We start from the raw sequence: 18,546 nt of genomic DNA on the forward strand, positions 1-18,546 counted from the left end.
CAGGGAGCTAGACTCTGGTCGCCAAGGACGTGCTCAAAGGTGCTCGAAAGTGGTTTGAAGGTACACAAACTATTCCAGCTGCGGTCGAACCGTCTGCGCCCGCGGTAGTCGAACATCGATTCACCGACGCCACCCCGACATGCTCCTGTCCCATCGCATCCGCCTCGCTGCCACTTTGGAACAGTGCGAATACTTCGCACGCGCGGCAGGGACCGCACGCCGGGTCTGGAACTGGGCCCTGGCCGAGTGGCAACGGCAGATTGCCGCTAACCTGCGGCCCAACGCGATGGCATTGAAAAAGCAGTTCAATGCAATCAAGTATGCTCACCCCGACTGGCTCGATAGCGAGGGCCAGCCCTGGCTACGCACGATTCACCGCGACGCCCACTCGCAACCGTTCGCGCACCTGGCCAATGCATGGACCCGCTTTTTCGCCGCGCGCAAGGCTGGCCAACCGGCGCACCCGCCTCGCTTCAAGAAGAAAGGCCGCTCCCGCGACAGCTTCTACATTGCCAATGACAAGCTCCGCGTTGAGGGCAAGAGCGCTGTCCTGCCGAAGGTCGGGCGGGTGGCGCTGGCCGAGGTGCTGCGCTTTCCGGGAAAGATCATGGGCGCCACCGTCTCGCACGAGGCCGGCCGCTGGTTTCTCGCGGTCCAGGTCGAGGTGCCCGATGGGGTCGCGCTACGGCGAAGAACTGGCCACGACATGGTCGGCATCGACCTGGGCGTAGCCGTCGCAGCCACGCTGAGCACGGGCGAGAAGATCGCTGCGCCACGCCTCCTGCGCTCGGCACTGCGCCGCCTGCGCATTCGTTCGCGCCGCCAGTCGCGGAAAATGAAAGCGGCCAAGGCCGCTGCAGGGTTCGTCGGCGCCATTCCGAAGGGAACACGCCTGTCGAGATCCATCAACCAGACCAAAGGCGCGCGTAGTCTCGCACGCCTGCATGCTCGCATCGCCCGGGTGCGCGCGGATTTTATTCACAAGCTCACCACACGGCTCTGCCGCGAAAACCAGGCAGTGGCGATCGAGGATCTGCACGTCAAGGGGATGCTGGCCAATGCGCGCCTGGCGCGCAGCATTGCCGATGTCGGCTTTCATGAGATCCGGCGCCAGTTGCAGTACAAGGCCCGACGCTACGGCACGGTGATCGTGCTGGCCGACCGCTGGTATCCGTCCAGCAAGCTGTGCTGCGCCTGCGGTCGGAAGAATGGTTTGCTGGCCTTAGCCGAACGCGCGTGGACCTGCAGTTGCGGCGTACGGCACGACCGTGATGTGAACGCGGCCATCAATCTACAACGGCTCGCAACCGGCGCCCTTGCGGCGCGCACTGCGCTACCCGTGGCGAGTCCGGCGGCAACGCCGGGCACTGCTGCCGGAATGGTTCCGGCAGCAGGCGGGAAAGTCACGCCTGTCAGGCACGAACACGGTCAGCAGGAATGAAATGGACGCCCCCACCTCTACCGCATAGGCGAAGTCCGCGAGTCGGTAGGTTTGGCTGACGGGTGAACCACCGGCAGCCGGTGGTATCTGAAGCTGTTCCAGGGGAAGCATTCCGCTATGCCGTTGAGCCGGAGGGGCCAGATCATGAAAGCGACGGACAAGCAGGTGGTCGGTGTCGACATCGCCAAGAACGTGTTCCAGGTGTACACGGTAGACAAGGGGACCGGGGAGGTGTTCAACAAGCAGATCAAGCGCGCAAAGTTCCTGGAGTGGTTCGCCAACCGCGCGCCCTGCCTGATCGGGATGGAAGCATGCGGCGGGTCCCAGCATTGGGCGCGCCAGCTCCAGTAGATGGGACACGAAGTGAAGCTGATGGGCGGCAAAATGGTCAAGGCGTTCGTCTGCGGGAACAAGAACGACGCGGCCGACGTTTATGCAATCTACCTGGCCGTGCAGCAGCCGGGCATAAAAGCTGTGGCGGTCAAGACCGAAGGCCAACAGGCGATCCTGGCACTGCACCGCATCCGCGAAGGCCTGGTGAAGGCGCGTACGGCGACGATCAACGCGTTGCGCGGCCTGCTGGCGGAATACGGCGAAGTGTTCGGGAAGGGACGAAAATCGTTCGACGAGGGCATAAAAGAGGCGCTCGAACGGCTGGCGGAACGGCTGCCGGCGCCGCTGATCGATGCGCTGCGCGACCAGTGGAACGAAGTGGCCCGGCTGGACGAGCGGATGGCCAATATCGAGCGATCGTTGCAGGGATGGATGCGCCAGGACTCCGCCGCGAAGGCCATCGCCGACATCCCAGGTGTCGGCTTGATCACCGCTACCGCGGCGGTGGCCACCATGGGCGACGCCAAGGCGTTCCGGTCTGGCCGTGAGTTTGCGGCCTATGTCGGCCTGATACCTGGCCAGACCGGGAGCGGGGCAAGGTGAAGTTGCTGGGCATGAGCAAGCGTGGCGACACCTACCTGCGCAGGATGATCATAAACGGCGCGCGGTCGGTGGTCGAGCACAGCAAAACACCGAGTCCGTGGCTGCAGCAGATCAGCGCGCGACGGCCATACAACGTGGTCGTCGTGGCCGTGGCCAACAAGATCGCGCGCACGATCTGGGCGATGCTGGCCCACGGGCGCAAGTACGACAAGGAATATGTCAGCTCGATGCCGCAGGCAGCGGCAACGACGTGAGACGAATCGATTTTTTGAAAGGATGGCACGTCACCAGTTGCGACAGGTGTAGACAGCGATGACAGACAGGTTAGACCGGGACCCATCAAGCCTGACGAACCGTCTGGGCTAACAGCCCGCAGCAGGAATGAGGCGTGGGTCAGCGGATTTCATCGGGGCCAGCGGCGTCCGCCGTGCAAGGCCGGATATAGAACTGCGACTTTCCTCGTCTGAACAAAGCTGAAAATACCTTGCAAAAGGGGGGGCGTCCATATAGACGGTTCGGGGCAGGAAGAGAGCGGTGCGTACTTTTGCGCACGTTTTTGATAGCAGTGCTGCTGAAGGGCGGGTGGGCACGGGGCGCCCACCCGACATTTTTACTGCGCCGGCGGCACGTAACCCATTGCCTGGTCGGCGCCGTCGCCGAAGAAATGCTTCTCCAGCTGGGTCGCCAGGTATTTGCGCGCGCGGTCGTCCGCCAGGTTCAGGCGGTTTTCGTTGATCAGCATGGTCTGGTGCTTGAGCCATGCCTGCCAGGCTTCTTTCGAGACCGACAGGTAGAGCTTCTTGCCCATTTCGCCCGGGACGGGTGGGAAATCCAGGCCTTCGGCTTCCTTGTTCAGTTTGATGCAGTGGATGGTGCGGGCCATGAGTGCTCCTGATTCGGTATGAGGTAAAACCAAGATTATAAAGTCTTGATGAAGATCTGTGATTTGCGCTGCCAGTTATACATGTGCTGGCGGTCCTTCGGCAGGTCGTCCACGGTCGCTGGCCGGAAGCCGCGCTTCTTGAACCAGTGCGCGGTGCGCGTGGTCAGCACGAACAGTTTGGTCAATCCGGCGGCGCGCGCGCGGTTTTCCATGTGTTTGAGAATCCGCTCGCCGTCGCCCTGGGCCTGCACGTCCGGGTTCACCGTCAGGCAGGCCATCTCGCCCATTTTCTCGTCCGGGAAGGGGTACAGCGCGGCGCACCCAAAAATCACGCCATCGTGTTCGATGACCGAGAACAGCTCGATTTCGCGCTCGATCAGCTCGCGCCCACGGTAAACCAGGGTGCCGTCCGCTTCCAGAGGTTCGATCAGCTTGATAATTCCGCCGACGTCCTCAATTGTGGCGATACGCAGGCTTTCCAGGTTCTCGTGGCTGATCATCGTGCCCACGCCATCGTGGGTGAACAGCTCCAACAGGGCCGAGCCGTCCATCTCGAAGGGCACGATGTGGGCGCGGTCGACGCCGCTGTTGCAGGCCTTGATCGCGTGGCGCAGATAAAAAGCGGCGTCCGGCGGCAGGAAGTTCGCCTGCAGCACGGCCTCGGCCTGGTGCGAGGACAGTTCGCGGATCTCCTCGCCGGCGGCGTCCGACATCATCGGCGTTTCGGTGATGTAGATAAGCTTGTCGGCGTGCAGGGCGATCGCGGCGGCGGCGGCCACGTCTTCCATCGTCAGGTTGAATACTTCGCCGGTCGGCGAGAAGCCCAGCGGCGAGAGCAGCACCAGGTTGTCTTCGAAGGCCAGCATCGGGGCGATCTTCTCGGCCGAGATCTTACGGGTGACGCCCGTGAGTTCGAAATCGACGCCGTCGATCACGCCGAGCGGGCGGGCGACGACGAAGTTACCCGAGACGATGCTGATCTGCGCGTGCGACATCGGCGTGTTCGGCAAACCCTGGCTGAAGGCCGCTTCGATATCGAGGCGCAGTTCGCCGGCCGCTTCCTTGGCGCACTCCATCGCAGCCGGGTCGGTGATGCGAACGCCGTTGTGGAAGCGTCCCTCGACGTTACGCAGCTCAAGCTGTTCGGCCACCTGCGGACGCGAGCCGTGCACCAGCACGATGCGGATGCCGAGTGCGACCAGCAGGGACAAGTCTTGCGCCAGGACCGGCAAGGCGCCGGCGGCGACCAGTTCGCCGGGGAAGGCAACGACAAACGTCTTGCCGCCAAAGGCATGAATATACGGCGCGACAGAGCGCAGCCACTGGACGAATTGGGTAGGGTTTTCCATTTGCCGCATTATAATTCGCTGCGCGACTTGCGCACCAAATACCTCGTAAAAATCAATGTCTGAACAGAGTAACAAGCCTAAGCCGGACGCGGCGCGCGCAGTAGTCCCTGATAGCAATACCAAGCAGCCGCGCGCAGCGCGTCCGCAGGGCGAGCGTGCGCAGGGTGAGCGTGTACCTCAAGGCGAGGGTGCGCAGCGCGCGTCACGCGAACGCAAGCCTCAGGGTGAACCGAGAGCGCCGCGTGCACCGCGCGTGCAGACGCCGCTGCCCCCGATCACCTATCCGGAAGACTTGCCGGTCTCGGGCCGGCGCGAGGAGATCGCCAAGGCCCTGGCCGAGAACCAGGTCATCATCGTCTCGGGCGAAACCGGTTCCGGCAAGACGACCCAGCTTCCTAAAATCTGCCTGCAGCTGGGCCGCGGCGAAAAGGGCCTGATCGGCCACACCCAGCCGCGCCGCATCGCCGCGTCCTCGACGGCCAAACGCATCGCGCAGGAGATCGGCACGCCGCTGGGTGAACACGTGGGTTACAAGGTGCGCTTCAACGACACGCTGCAGCCGGGCGCCTCGATCAAGCTGATGACCGACGGTATCCTGCTGGCCGAAACCCAGACCGATCCGCTCCTGAAAGCCTACGACACGATCATCATCGACGAGGCCCACGAACGCAGCCTGAACATCGACTTCCTGCTCGGCTACCTGAAGCAGCTGCTGCCGCGCCGCCCGGACCTCAAAATCATCATCACCTCCGCGACGATCGACGCCGAACGCTTCGCGCGCCATTTCGCCGCGCAGAACGGCAAGCCGGCGCCGGTCATCGAGGTCTTGGGCCGCCTGTACAAGGTGGAGGTGCGCTATCGCCCGGTCGACCGCGATCCGGTCGCCGTCGGCGGTGGCGTCGACAGCAAACCGGCACCGAAGGCGCAGCAGGCGCGCGAGAAGCGCGACCTGATGGACGCGGTGTTGGAGGGCGTCGATGAACTCTGCCGCCTCGGCCAGGGCGACGTGCTGGTCTTCCTGCCCGGCGAGCGCGAAATTCGCGACTGCGCCGAAGCGCTGAGGAAGCACCATCCGCCGCACGTCGAAATCCTGCCGCTGTTCGCGCGCCTCTCGGTCGAGGAGCAGGACAAGGTCTTCCGCACCACCAACGCGCGCCGCATCGTGCTGGCCACCAACGTGGCCGAGACTTCGCTGACGGTGCCGGGCATCCGCTATGTGGTCGATGCGGGCCTGGCGCGCATCAAGCGCTACAGCTTCCGCAACAAGGTCGAGCAGCTGCAGGTCGAGCCGATCGCGCAATCGGCGGCGAACCAGCGCGCCGGCCGTTGCGGCCGCGTGGCCGATGGCGTCTGCATCCGTTTGTACGAGGAAGACGATTTCCTGCAGCGCCCGAAATTCACCGAGCCGGAAATCCTGCGTTCCTCGCTGGCGGCCGTCATCCTGCGCATGAAGTCGCTGCACCTGACGGATGTCGAGACCTTCCCCTTCATCGAGCCGCCGCAGGGCCGCGCGATCGCCGACGGTTATCAGCTGCTGCAGGAAGTGGGCGCGGTCGACGAGACGAATGAACTGACGCCGCTGGGCCGCAAGCTGGCGAGATTACCGCTCGACCCGCGCGTGGGCCGCATGATTCTGGCCTCGCTCGATAACGCTTGCTTGAGCGAGATGCTGATCATCGCCGCGGCCCTGTCGGTCCAGGACCCGCGCGACCGGCCGATGGAATACCAGCAGCAGGCCGACGAGAAGCACAAGAAATTCGCCGACGAGAAATCCGAATTCCTCAGCTACCTCAAAATCTGGGCCTGGTTCGAAGACGCGATCGCGCACAAGAAGACCAACCGCCTGCTGCAGGAGAACTGCCGCGCCAACTTCCTGTCGCAGGTGCGCCTGCGCGAGTGGCGCGACGTGCATTCGCAGCTGCTCACCATCGTGCGCGAGCAGGGCTGGCGCCTGAACGAGGCGCCGGCGACCTATGAACAGCTGCACATGGCGCTGCTGACGGGTCTGCTCGGGAACATCGGTTTCAAGGCCGAGGACGAGCCGGGTGCGGGCTACCTGGGCGCGCGCGGCATCAAGTTTCACATCTGGCCGGGATCTTCCCTGACCAAAAAGCCGGGCAAATGGATCATGGCGGCCGAACTGGTCGAAACCACGCGCCTGTACGCGCGCTGCGTGGCGCAGATCCAGCCTGAATGGGTGGAGAAGGTCGGGGCGCACCTCTTGAAAAAATCCTGGGGCGAGCCGCGCTGGGAAAAGAAGCCGGCGCAGGTGTCCTCGCTGGAACGCGCGACCCTGTACGGCATCGTGGTCTACAGCGGCCGCCGCATCAACCATGCGCTCTACAACCCCTTCGAGGCGCGCGAGATTTTCATTCGCGATGCGCTGGTGGCCGGCGACTACGAAACGCGCTCGGCCTTCTATGCGCACAACCACAAGCTGGTGAAGGAGATCGAGAACCTCGAACATAAGTCGCGCCGCCAGGACGTGCTGGTCGACGACCAGCTGATCGCCGCCTTTTACGACGCCGAGATCCCGAAGGACGTCGTCAACGGCGCCGGCTTCGAGAAGTGGTACAAGGACGCGGCGCGCGAGAACCCCAAGCTCTTGTTCCTGAACCGCGAAGAGCTGATGCGCCACGAGGCCGCGGGCGTCACGACGGAACTGTTCCCGAAGACGATGAACGTCACCGGCATCGAGATGGGGCTGTCTTACCACTTCGAGCCGGGCAGCCTGCGCGATGGCGTGACCTTGTCCGTGCCGCTGTTCGCGCTGAACCAGATTCCGCAAGAGCGCGCGGCCTGGCTGGTACCGGGCATGCTCAAGGAACGCGTTCACCTGATGCTCAAATCGCTGCCGCAAAAGCTGCGGCGCCACTGCGTGCCATTGCCGGACTACGCGGCGCGCTTCGTCGAGCGCATCCATGCGGCCAATGCCTTCGGTCGCGGCGACCTGATCGACGTACTGATCGGCGATGTGCGCGCCCAGACTGGCGTGAACGTGCTGACGGGCGACTTCAAGCTCGAGACGCTGCCGACCCATTTGTTCATGAATTTCAAGATCGTCGACGAACACGGGCGCCAGCTCGAGATGGGCCGCAATTTGGCGAGCCTGCAGGCGGAGCTGGGCAGCCAGGCACGCGAGAGCTTCCAGAAGATGGCGGAATCGACGCCGGCCGCGGTGGGATCGATACGCGCCAATGTAGCGACGCCTGCTGCCTGGGGCGGCGGAAGAAGCTCAGCGCCCATCGCGGTGCCTGTGCCGCAGGGCAAAGGGAAGGGCGCTCAAGCGGCTGCGCCGGCCGCCGCTCCGGCCGTCAGCCAGCACACCAATCTCACCAGCTGGACCTTCGGCGAGCTGCCCGAACTCCTCGAGATAAACCAGGGCAAGCTGACCCTGATCGGCTTCCCGGCCCTGGTCGACAAGATCACGCACTGCGACCTCGAGGTGTTCGACGATCCGAACGTGGCGGCGCGCACCCACCGCATCGGCCTGCGCCGCCTGTTCGCGCTGCAGCTGAAGGACCAGCTGAAATTCGCCGAGAAGAACATCCCCGGCCTGCAGGGAATGGGCATGCAGTTCATGGCGCTCGGCTCGCAGGAAGAGCTGCGCGACCAGATCATCCAGAAGGCGATCGACATCGCCTGCCTGCAGGACCCGCTGCCGCTGGACGCCGCCGCGTTCAACAAGCGCAAGGACGAGGGCAAGGGGCGCATTGGCCTCTTGATCAACGAGATCGCGCGCCTCGTTTCCTCGATCCTGTCCGAATTCCATGGCATGCCCAAGCGCCTGAACGGCTTGGGCGCGCCGGTTGCCGCCGACATGCAGGCGCAGCTGGCGGGCCTGGTGCACAAGCGCTTCATTGCCGACAACGAGTACAGCCAGCTGGCGCACTTCCCGCGCTATCTGAAGGCGATGAACGTGCGCCTGGAAAAGCTGCGCGGCAATCCGGCGCGCGATGCGCAGCTGATGGCGGAGTGGCAGAACGCCGCCAGCCAGTTCCAGCGCATTTCCAAACAGCCGGGCAAGCAGAATGATCCGCGCATGACGGAATACCGCTGGATGCTGGAAGAACTGCGCGTCTCGCTGTTCGCGCAGGAGCTGCGCACGCCGATGCCGGTGTCGGCCAAGCGTTTGCAGAAGGTGTGGGAGTCGATGATTCGGTGATCGGAGCGAGGATCGCTCAGGACGCTGCGGTCGGGAGCATGGCCGATCGGCAGGCCCGCAGTATTTCGTCCGCCAGCGGCGAACCCTCGGGGCACGCCCGCGACAGCACGATGGCGCCCACGAGGTGGGCCAGGGTGTCGATCGACTCGGCGCGCGTGCCTGCGCCGCCGGCGTCAAGCGCCAGCAATGCAAGCATGCGTTCGATCCCGGCTGCAAAGGCTTCCCTGACCTGTTCGCTCTGGCGTGCGGCATCGGTCCCGAGGGCGGCCATGGTACAGCCATCGCCGGGGTTGTCGCGGTGCTTGCGCGACAGGTAGTACTTCACGAAGGCGTTCCTGTCCACGCCCGCGGTTTTCGCCGCCGTTTGCGCTATGCCGCACTGCGCTGCTTGCGCCATCAAGTCGGTCTTCGACTGGAAGTGTTTGTAAAAACCGCCGTGGGTGAAGCCGGCCGCACCCATCAAATCCGCCACACCGACGCCGTCGTAGCCGCGTTCACGGAACAGCGTCGACGCGGTTTCGACGATCCGCGCCCGATTTGCCTGCGCCTGCGCCTTCGTGACCTTCATTTTTCACCCTTCATGCATGTCGACGGATTCCGTCGCCATTCTACATTGATGTCGCCCATAATCAAAAAACTTGACGTCTTTGATTATAGTCATCATCATTGGAGCATGAAAGCATTTCTCATCGATCGGTATGACCGCAAGGGTGGCGGCCGGGTAGCCGATGTTCCGGAACCGGTCGTGCGCGACGACGACGTCCTGGTTCAGGTTCACGCCGCCAGCGTCAACGTGCTCGATTCGAAAATCAGGCGCGGCGAGTTCAAGATGATCCTGCCTTATCGCATGCCGCTGATACTGGGCAACGACGTGGCCGGCACGGTACTCGAAGTCGGGCCGGGGGTGCGCCATTTCAAACCGGGTGACCAGGTGTATGCGCGGCTAGATGAGGACCGGATCGGCGGCTTTGCCGAACGCATCAGTGTCAAGGAAGCTTCGCTGGCATACAAGCCTGCGAATCTCACCATGGAGGAGGCTGCCTCCATTCCGCTGGTCGGGCTGACTGCATGGCAGGTGCTGGTCGACACTGCACAACTGCAGGCGGGGCAGAAAGTACTGATCCATGCCGGTTCCGGCGGTGTGGGCACGATTGCCATCCAGCTTGCAAAGCGTCTTGGCGCCTTCGTGGCTACGACCACCAGCACGGCCAATGTCGAGTGGGTCAGGCGGCTGGGCGCGGACCTGGTAATCGATTACCGGAAGCAGGACTTCGCGGCGCTGCTGCAGGACTATGACGTCGTGCTCAACAGTCTTGGCACGGATGTAATGGAACGATCGCTGCAGGTATTGCGGCCCGGCGGGCAGCTCATTTCCATTTCCGGGCCCCCCACGCCGCAGTTCGCAAGCGAGCAGGGTCTGGGCTGGCCGCTGAAGCAAGTCTTCCGCGCCCTGAGTTACCGTATAAGGAAGCAGGCCGCCAAACGCGGGGTCCGTTATGCGTTCGTCTTTATGCGCGCTAACGGGAGGCAACTGGGTGAGATTACGTCGATGGTTGAGGCAGGGCACATTCGCCCCGTGGTCGATCGCAGCTATCCGCTGGCATCGACGGCGGACGCACTTGCCTATGTCGAGCAGGGTCGGGCCAAAGGCAAGGTCATCGTGAACATCAGGTAGCGCCGGGCGCACTGCGGGTTAAACAATTAAACAGGAGTTGGTGATGGAGAGCGACCAGATCGTGGCACAGTGGTATCGGGAAGAACAGGCGGTCCGCGCGCGCCTGCTTGCGCCCGGCATAGCGGCGCGGGAGCAGGTCCGCGCGCTGACGGGCATGGAAATGTTCGAGGCGATCTTTGCCGGGGAGTTACCGCCGCCGCCAATGGGCGATACCCTCGACTTCGTGCCGATCCATATGGCGCCTGGTGTCGCCGTCTTCCAGGGCCGCCCGCAGCCCAGGCATTACAACCCGATGGGCACGGTGCATGGCGGCTGGTTCGCCACGCTGCTCGATTCGGCAGTGGGCTGCGCCGTGCACACGACGCTCCCGGCCGGCCAGGGCTATACCACCCTGGAGCTGAAAATAAACCTGGTGCGTGCCTTGAGCGAGGCCGTGCCATTGGTGCGCGCCGAGGGTAAGGTAATCCATGCAGGGCGCCAGGTCGCCACTGCGGAAGGGCGGATCGTCGGCCCCGATGGCAAGCTGTATGCGCACGCGACGACGACCTGCATGATTTTCAGTTGAGGCTGCAGGACGCACGCCGTGGCGGAACGGCGTTCCGCCACGGGCTGTTGATGGAGTGGGTGCCGCTTAGCCGATATTACTGCCGCGAATCCGGCTGATATCCTTGTCGCTGCCCAGGTTGCCCGGCCGCGGGTCGACGCTGGCCCCAGGCCCGTGCACCGCGGCCTCGGTATTGCCCATCCCGCCGCGCGCCACGCCGGGTCCCGCGCCGATCGTCGGGGCGCCGCCGCGGTTCGGGTCGGTGCCGTAGAAGCTGTGGATCTGGCTGGCCCAGCTGACGTCGGCCATGTCGGGCCACGCATCCTTGTTGAAGCCGGGGGCGGATTTCAGGCGTTCTTTCTCCACGTTCAGCACGAAGCGGTGGTTGACGGTGTCCAGGTGCAAGGCCTGCCAAGGCACGGCGAAGAGTTTCTCGTGCATGCCGAGGAAGCCGCCGAAGGCCAGCACGACATAGGCGACCTGGCCGGTCTGCATGTCGAGCATGATCTCCTTGATGTCGCCAAGATCTTCCTCGGCGGCATTGACGACGCCGTCGCCGATCAGCGTGTCGGCCCCCATCAGCGCCGGGCCTGGACCGGCGTGGCTCCTGTTCCTGTATATCCCGTATTTGTCACGATCTGCATAGCCCATGTCGTTCTCCCTGGTCCGATTGCATCGTTTGCAAAGCCACTCCTGGCCCCGCAACGCCATGATATGTCTCAATTCTGCACGGGTGCGCGCGCTTGTCATGCGCGCGTCATCGGCGAGTGCGACGCTATGCGAACTAACGCACAGAGCGAGCTCAGCTTTATGAATATCCTGATAATCAATGTTTCGGAGACTACAACATGACCATCACTTCGCGCTGCAACCATCCAGGCCCACTGGCCAAACTGATTCCTACCGTGTCGATCACTTCCCTGTTCGCGCGGCTGCTGCGCAAGCGCTGATACCGGATTCGCCGTTCGCGTAGCGGCTCCCCGCGCCGCGCACTGTTGGCCCCCGAGCTAACCGATGCAATCGGTTAAACTTGCGTTTTGTGCAAGAACGGGTGGCGTAGTGAATCGAACAACGAAGATCGCGTCCCTGGCGGGCGCCGGCGTATTGGCCGCTGCCGTGGCCGGTTATTTTCTTGCCGGCCAGCGCGAGCCAGGCCCGCTCGGCGCCGCAGCCGTCCTGCTGGCCGCGCCTGCGCCGACGAAAGCGTTCTGGGCCGCACGCGTCTCGCCGCTGGCGGGCAACGGCCAGGATGGCGTGCTCGACGGCGCTGCGGCGCAGAGCCGCTTCAGCGATCCTTTCGGCATCGCCATCGACGCCCACGGCAATGTGTATGTCGCCGACGGCGGCGACAGCAACCGCATCCGCCGCATCGACCGGCAGGGCAGAGTTGCCACCCTGGCCGGCGCCGGCGAAGGCTTCACCGACGGCCTCGGTTCCGCCGCCGCTTTCCATACCCCATCGGCACTTGCGATCGACCGATTCGGCAACCTCTACGTGGCCGATACCGGCAACCACGCCATCCGTAAAATCACCCCCGCCGGCAGCGTCACCACCCTGGCCGGCGACGGCCAGCCGGGCGACGCCGACGGCCAGGGACGCGCGGCGCGCTTCCACGCGCCGGTCGGGCTGGCGGTGGACGCGCGCGGCAACGTGTATGTGGCCGACACCTATAACGACCGCATCCGCCGCATCGCGCCCGACGGCGTCGTCACCACGCTGGCCGGCGGCGCGCGGCCCGGCAACGCCGACGGCCCGGCCGCCTCGGCCGCCTTCGATACGCCGAGCGCCATTGCAGTGGCCAAGGACGGCACGCTCTTCGTGGCCGACACCGGCAACAACGCGATCCGCCGCATCGGCCTTGACGGCGTGGTGAGCACGCTCGCCGCACCCTTGGAGGGCGAGCGCAAACCTTTGCTGCGCCGCCCGACGGGTCTCGCGCTGACCCACGACGGCTACCTGTACATCGCCGCCGGCGGCGGGCGCGTGCTGCAGCTGGCGCCCGGCGGCGAGATCCGCGCGCTCGACGACGCCGACCGCCCGCCCGAATCGACCTTCGGCGCCGACGGCAAGGTGCATCTGTTCGCGCCGCACGGCATCGCCGTCGAGCCGGCCGGCAGCCTGGTCGTGGCCGACGCGCTCGCACTGCGCGTACTGCGCCTGGCGCCGCCGAAGGAGGGCGAGGCGATGCCGGCCATCCCCGCGCCGGTGCAGCCTGCGCGCAGCACGCCGATGCCCTGGCCGGTCGGCCCGCAGGATGCGCCGCACGAAGTCGTGGGCCTGATGGGCGAAGTGCGCGGCAGCTACGACGGCGAAAGCCGCGACCACTTCCACGCCGGCCTCGACGTGCGCGCCGACATCGGCACGCGCGTGCTGGCGATCACCGCCACCAAGGTCAGCGACCCGTTCGCGAACTGGGGATTCGGCTCGCTCAGCGAGGGCATCGCCGTTGGTCCGATCTCCTACATCCACATGCGCGTCGGCCGCGACGGCCGCGACAAGCCCTTCGATGCGCGCTTCCAGCTGCTGAAGGACGCCAAGGGCAAGCCGGATCGGGTGCGCGTGCCGCGCGGAACGCGCTTTGCGGTGGGCGACGCGCTCGGCACCATCAACAGCATGGCCCACGTCCACCTCGATTACTACCCGGGCGGCTCGCTCGTCAATCCATTGACGCTGCCTTTCCCCGGCGTGCTCGACACCATCGCGCCGCGCCTGCAGGGCGTGGCCCTGTACGACAGCATCGGCCGCCGCCTGGGCGCGAAGAAGGGCCAGCCGGTGCGCGTCGCGCGTACGCTTGGCGCGGTGTCGATCGTGGCCGACGGCTACGACCAGATGGACGGTAACCTGGCGCGGCGCCGCCTCGGCCTGTACAAGCTCGGTTACCAGCTGCTGCGCCCGGACGGCAGCGCGCTCCCCGGTTTCGAGCAGCCCCTGATCACGCAGGTCTACGACCGCCTGCCGCGCGAGCGCGAAGCAGTGAAGCTGCTGTACGCGGAAAGCAGCGGCATCACGGTCTACGGCAGCAAGGCGACGCGCTTTGCCTATGCGGTCAACAACACGCTGCAGGGCGGGCGCGTGGCGCCGGGGACCTGGAAGGTCGATGCCTTGACGCCGGGGGATTACATCCTGCGCATTTATGCGGCGGATTACGCGGGACAGGTGGCGCTGGAAGGACGGGATCTGGCGATCAGGGTGGAGTAGGGGCGCGAGGTTTCCCTGGGCGGTTGAACGCGTGGGCGGGGTACCCGCCCACGCTACGGGTTCCATCACCTGTTGACCTCCGCAGCAGGACGTAGGGTGGGCGGCTACACCCTGGACTCGGCAAGCCCGCAGCCCACTCGCCGCCCACGCGTTCAACAGGCGTACGAACCGGCCCAAATTTTCCGACGATGGTGGAGCGGCCCGATGACCCCTAGTCGTACAGCGTGCCGATGGCAAGCGGCAGCGTCTGCGCCAGCACCGTCCCCGATAATGGCCAGTCCGCGAAGCGGTATTCCGCCACCTGGAAACCGCCCATGGTGCCGCTCTCGAAGGGCTGCCCTTCCGCCACGGCCAGCGGCCGTTCGACGCCCGCATCGTCGCGGTGCACGATGCGCGGCGTCGGATCCGTCAGCCGGTAGACGAATTTGATGCCCGCGCACTTTTTCCCGAGCAGGCGCCAGCGGTAGCCCGAAGCGCGCTGCGCGTCGAGCAGCTGCTCGCAGGCCGCGCGCAGCTCGGTCCCCGCATACACGCCGTCGACGCGCTCGCGGATCGAATAGCGCCCGCTGAACATGTAATGGCCTTTCTGGCGGTTCAGGCGCAGTACCGCGTCCTCGTTGAAGGCCTGCTTGATCATCGGGAGCGTGGCGCGGCCGAGCGCGTCGACCGCTATCTCGGCCATCGTCGTCGCGCCCGTGAGCTGGACGTGCAGGCCGTCCATCGGCAGGTCGGCCTTGAGCGGGCGTATCTGCATGTGGGCCTGGATCAGCGGCCGCGTTTCGGTATAGGCCTCGAAAAAGCGGCTTGCCTTGTAAGCGTGCCGGTAGCTGTGCCATTCGGAGTCGCGCTGCGTGCTGACGAATACCTTGGCCGGTTCCGCTTCCTGTGCGGGCAGGGGCGCCGGCGCCAGGGACGCTGCCAGCAGGGCGCCGGTGAACATCGCTTTCTTCATCGTTTTCATCGTTGCGCCAAGGGGAATGCGTGGATTCTACGGCGCGCCCAATCAGGCTACCCGTGCCAAAAGTCATGCTTGCTCGAACACAGGCCGCCGCGCACAGGTGCGCTCGCGTAGAATTGCCCACCGGATTTATCATAACAGCAAGCAATGCACCCACCAACTTTCAGCAGCAGGCCGCCCGCCCTGCGGCGCTACGCCGCCGCGGCCCTGGCCGCCGGTCTCGTGTTCGCCACGTCGGAACTTGTCACGCGCTGGCTGAGCGGCGCGCACGCCGAAAACCTGCACAATCCGGCAGGCCTGCTGGCCAAGCGGGTTGCTGCGCAGTTCACGGCGGCGCCATCGCTGGTGACGGCGGGTTCCGAACGGGCAGAACTGGCGCACCTGCTGTTCGTGGGTTTGCAAGGAATGTGCGTCGCCCTGTTTCTCCTGCTGCTGGTACGCACCGTGTTCCAGCCCCAGCGCGCACCACGCCTGATGCCGCTCCTCCTCGCAGGGCAGGTGGCGCTCGGCGTGGCGCTGGACTCGCTTGTCTTCAGCCTGCTCGCCACGGTGCAGCTGGCGGCCTTGCTGCCCCTTGCGCGCGGCATGCGCTGGCTGGGCGCGCAGTTCCTGCTCGGCGTGGCGCTCGACGTGGTCCTGGTGCTGCACCGGAGCGCGCCGGTCAGCGACGTCCGGATCCAGACCATGCTGGCCATGCTGACCTTCGAGCGCTGCCTGCTGCCGCTGGCCTTCTCGCTGGTCTGGCTGGTGCGCAAGGACCGCAATGCGCGCCTGCAGCTGGCGCAATCGCATGCCCAGCTGCAGGCCACGCAGATGCTGCTGGGGGAGACGGTGCGCGCTTCGGAACGCATGCGCATCGCGCGCGACCTGCACGATTCGATCGGCCATCACCTCACCGCCCTGAACCTGCACCTGGACCTGGCGCTGCGCCAGGCCGCCGGCGCAGCGCCCGACTCGCTGCGCACCTCGCGCCAACTGGCCCAGGGCCTGCTGGCCGAAGTGCGCGGCATCGTCGGCGCCGAACGGGGCGAGCGGCGCATCGATATCGAAGCGGCCCTGCGCCTGCTGTGCGCCGGCATTCCGTCGCCCGCGATCGCGCTCACGATCGGCGCGCGCGTTGGCGACTGTTCCCCGGCGACGGCGCATGCGCTGTTCTGCTGCGTGCAGGAGGCGGTGACGAACGCGGTGCGCCACGCGCAGGCGTCGCACCTGGCCATCGACATCGGGCACGACGGCGAGGGGATCGCGGCGTCCATCCGCGACGACGGCCGCGGCAGCGGGCAGCTTGAGGGCAACGGCCTGGCCGGCATGCGCGAGCGCGTGGCCGAACTCGGCGGCACGCTGCATGCCGACAGCGCGCCCGGGCAGGGCTTCTACCTTGCGTTTACGCTGCCCGTTGCGCTGGAGGGCGCGTGATCCGCGTCGTGCTGGTGGACGACCAGATGCTGGTACGCAGCGGCATCCGCGGCCTGCTGGAACTGACGCCCGACATCCGCGTGGTGGCAGAAGCGGCCGACGGCGCGGCGGCGGCAAGCGTCATTGCCGCGGCGCGGCCGGACGTGCTGCTGCTCGACGTGCGCATGCCGGAAGTGTCGGGCATCGAACTGCTGCGGCGCGCCGGCGCCAGCCTGCCGCCGACCATCCTGTTGACTACTTTTGATGACGACGAGGTCTTGTTTGACGGCATGCGCCTGGGCGCGCGCGGCTTCCTGCTCAAGGACATTTCGCTCGAGCGCCTGGCCGAAGGCATCCGCAGCGTCGCCGCCGGCGCCACGCTGTTCCGGCCCGCGCTGACCGAGCGCACGCGCGCTTCCTTTGAACGCAGCAGCAGCGGGACTGTGCGCGCGGCGGGACATGCCCTCACCAGCCGCGAAACCGAAATCCTGGCCCTGATGGCGGCAGGCCTGAACAACGCCGAAATCGCCGCCGCGCTCGGGCCCAGCGAAGGCACGATCAAGAACCACGTGTCGAGCATCCTGGCCAAGCTGGGCGTGCGCGACCGCGTGCGCGCGGTGCTGCGCGGCCTCGAAATGGGGTGCATCTGATGGCGCCGCGTTACCTTGCCGCCGTGCTGGCCTGCCTCGGCGCCGGCGGCGCCTGTGCCTCGCCCTTCCTGATGCCCGAGGGGACGCGCGAACTGCAGGCCGGCGTGGTGCTGGGCAATCACGCCGAGGACGAAGGCAGGCGCACGCGGACAAACTATGTGGCGCCGCATTTCGAGGCGCGCTGGAGCAATGGCGTATTCCTGCAAGGGCTGTCGCTCGGCATGCAGCTGTCGGCGACGCCGGGCCTGCGCTACGGACCCTTGCTTGCGTTGGGGCGCGAGCGCACCGCGGCGCCTGGGCGCGATACGCGGCTCATGCCCCTGTTCGGCGCATTCATGAACTACCAGCTGCTGCATAACCTGCACGTCGTGACGAACGGCTACCGCATGGCGGGCAGCCGTGGCGGCATCCAGGCGAGCCTGCTGCTGGCCACGCACTACAATGTGGCGCCGCACCATGTGCTGGTGCTGGCCGCCGGTGTGCGCCTGGCCGACCGGCGCTTCCTCCAGACGCACCTGGGCGCCGGACCGGATGCGAAGGCCGGGGTCAAGGACAGCGGCATCGAGGGACGCTGGCAGTGGGCGCTGACGCCGAAGTACACCGCCTCGGCCACTGTCGAGGCCAGGCGACTGCACGGGGACGCGGCGACCGGGGCACTGGTGACGCGGCGCACCGGCGTCGGGTACTCCCTGATGCTGGTACGCGGCTTTTGATTAAAAACTGAATTTGACGCCGGCTTCCAGCTTGCGCACCTTCAGTTGCGATTGGCTGGTACGCAGCGTCCCGTAGTCGTTCAATTCGAGCGTCAGGGCGGCAGTGCGGGTCAGGTCGTAGGTGACGCCAACGCCGAACATCGGGCGCACCCCGTGTGCGCGCCGTGTTACGCCGCCGGTGTCGAATGCCTGCGAAAGGCGCGCCGCCCCCAGCTTGCCGGCCACCGACCAGGCGTCGTTGAAGCGGTAGCTGGCGCGCGCCGCCACGTACAGCAGGTTGACCTTGAGCGTGGCGTCGAAAGGCGCGCCGGTGTCGGCTTTGGCAAAGTCGGTGTTTTCAAAGCCGGCCCAGCCGCCTTCGAGCGCAAAGCTGTCACTGAAGGCGTAACCGCCGTACAGCCTGCCGAACAGGACGTGTTCGTCGACCCTGGGTGCGTCGGGTGCGATACGGTATTGCATGGTGCCGCCGCCGGCCACGGCGGCGCCGGCGTAGGCTTGCTGGGCATGGGCGGAGGAGGCCGACATGAGGACGGCGAGGGCGGCGCAGGCGAGGAACTTGGACATGGTGCTTTCCTTGGGTTTGTTGGAGCCCAGATTCTAGGAAAACAGCGTGATGTGCGCATGTGCCATCGGTCATGC

14 protein-coding genes and 1 pseudogene are annotated in these 18,546 nt (G+C 65.7%); 9 read left to right on the forward strand and 6 right to left on the reverse strand.

Features of this window, described 5'->3' with window-relative positions; all coding sequences use genetic code 11:
* Window positions 1-139 precede the first annotated feature (139 nt).
* Window positions 140-1,441: an RNA-guided endonuclease InsQ/TnpB family protein gene (locus NMB41_RS06385; RefSeq protein WP_494381637.1), complete on the forward strand. Its 1,302-nt coding sequence runs from the start codon at window positions 140-142 to the stop codon at window positions 1,439-1,441.
* A 144-nt stretch (window positions 1,442-1,585) separates the two neighbouring features.
* A pseudogene (locus NMB41_RS06390) lies at window positions 1,586-2,631 on the forward strand (IS110 family RNA-guided transposase).
* Window positions 2,632-2,987: 356 nt separating this feature from the next.
* Here the strand turns inward: NMB41_RS06390 and NMB41_RS06395 are convergent.
* Window positions 2,988-3,260 carry an oxidative damage protection protein gene (locus tag NMB41_RS06395; RefSeq protein WP_494381638.1) on the reverse strand — a complete coding sequence of 91 codons (273 nt, stop codon included), beginning with the start codon at window positions 3,258-3,260 and terminating at the stop codon, window positions 2,988-2,990.
* A 35-nt stretch (window positions 3,261-3,295) separates the two neighbouring features.
* Window positions 3,296-4,609: an amino-acid N-acetyltransferase gene (gene argA, locus NMB41_RS06400; RefSeq protein ID WP_494381639.1), complete on the reverse strand. Its 1,314-nt coding sequence runs from the start codon at window positions 4,607-4,609 to the stop codon at window positions 3,296-3,298.
* A gap of 55 nt (window positions 4,610-4,664) precedes the next feature.
* On the opposite strand from argA, the gene hrpA reads away from it, so the two are divergent.
* Complete coding sequence (gene hrpA, locus NMB41_RS06405; RefSeq protein WP_494381640.1) at window positions 4,665-8,774, forward strand: ATP-dependent RNA helicase HrpA; 4,110 nt, start codon at window positions 4,665-4,667, stop codon at window positions 8,772-8,774.
* Between the two features lie 16 nt (window positions 8,775-8,790).
* Here the strand turns inward: hrpA and NMB41_RS06410 are convergent, their stop codons facing one another.
* Window positions 8,791-9,342 (reverse strand): TetR/AcrR family transcriptional regulator, encoded by a 552-nt coding sequence (locus NMB41_RS06410; protein ID WP_494381641.1) that lies wholly within the window; start codon window positions 9,340-9,342, stop codon window positions 8,791-8,793.
* A 105-nt stretch (window positions 9,343-9,447) separates the two neighbouring features.
* On the opposite strand from NMB41_RS06410, the gene NMB41_RS06415 reads away from it, so the two are divergent.
* Together NMB41_RS06415 and NMB41_RS06420 are read left to right on the forward strand one after the other, a co-directional pair.
* The gene (locus NMB41_RS06415) at window positions 9,448-10,449 is read left to right on the forward strand and encodes an NADP-dependent oxidoreductase (RefSeq protein WP_494381642.1); all 1,002 of its coding nucleotides are present in this window, start codon (window positions 9,448-9,450) and stop codon (window positions 10,447-10,449) included.
* A 43-nt stretch (window positions 10,450-10,492) separates the two neighbouring features.
* Window positions 10,493-11,014 (forward strand): PaaI family thioesterase, encoded by a 522-nt coding sequence (locus NMB41_RS06420; protein WP_494381643.1) that lies wholly within the window; start codon window positions 10,493-10,495, stop codon window positions 11,012-11,014.
* 66 nt (window positions 11,015-11,080) lie between these two features.
* On the opposite strand, the gene NMB41_RS06425 is transcribed toward NMB41_RS06420, so the two are convergent.
* Window positions 11,081-11,572: a PRC-barrel domain-containing protein gene (locus NMB41_RS06425; protein WP_494381644.1), complete on the reverse strand. Its 492-nt coding sequence runs from the start codon at window positions 11,570-11,572 to the stop codon at window positions 11,081-11,083.
* Between the two features lie 480 nt (window positions 11,573-12,052).
* Here NMB41_RS06425 and NMB41_RS06430 point away from each other — a divergent pair, with 480 nt between their 5' ends.
* Window positions 12,053-14,191, forward strand: coding sequence for a gluconolaconase (locus NMB41_RS06430; RefSeq protein ID WP_494381645.1), 2,139 nt, complete (start codon window positions 12,053-12,055; stop codon window positions 14,189-14,191).
* A 211-nt stretch (window positions 14,192-14,402) separates the two neighbouring features.
* Here the strand turns inward: NMB41_RS06430 and NMB41_RS06435 are convergent, their stop codons facing one another.
* A complete protein-coding gene (locus NMB41_RS06435) occupies window positions 14,403-15,152 on the reverse strand; it encodes a hypothetical protein (RefSeq protein ID WP_494381646.1) in 750 nt (249 codons plus the stop codon).
* A 144-nt stretch (window positions 15,153-15,296) separates the two neighbouring features.
* Here NMB41_RS06435 and NMB41_RS06440 point away from each other — a divergent pair, with 144 nt between their 5' ends.
* Genes NMB41_RS06440 through NMB41_RS06450 form a run of 3 tightly spaced genes read left to right on the forward strand, consistent with a single transcriptional unit; the run spans window position 15,297 to window position 17,907 of the window.
* Window positions 15,297-16,565, forward strand: a complete 1,269-nt coding sequence (locus tag NMB41_RS06440) for a sensor histidine kinase (protein ID WP_494381647.1) — start codon at window positions 15,297-15,299, stop codon at window positions 16,563-16,565.
* On the forward strand, window positions 16,562-17,194 hold the full coding sequence (locus NMB41_RS06445) for a response regulator (protein WP_494381648.1): 633 nt from the start codon (window positions 16,562-16,564) through the stop codon (window positions 17,192-17,194). Before NMB41_RS06440 ends, NMB41_RS06445 begins: the two co-directional genes overlap by 4 nt.
* Entirely contained in the window at window positions 17,194-17,907 is a 714-nt protein-coding gene (locus tag NMB41_RS06450; protein ID WP_494381649.1) for a MipA/OmpV family protein, read from the forward strand. The genes NMB41_RS06445 and NMB41_RS06450 overlap by 1 nt, the downstream gene beginning before the upstream one ends.
* Here NMB41_RS06450 and NMB41_RS06455 read toward each other — a convergent pair whose 3' ends face one another.
* Complete coding sequence (locus tag NMB41_RS06455; protein ID WP_494381650.1) at window positions 17,908-18,471, reverse strand: outer membrane beta-barrel protein; 564 nt, start codon at window positions 18,469-18,471, stop codon at window positions 17,908-17,910. It lies immediately after the preceding gene.
* Window positions 18,472-18,546 lie beyond the last annotated feature (75 nt).

The organism is Massilia sp. FBCC-B171 (genome assembly GCF_059134155.1).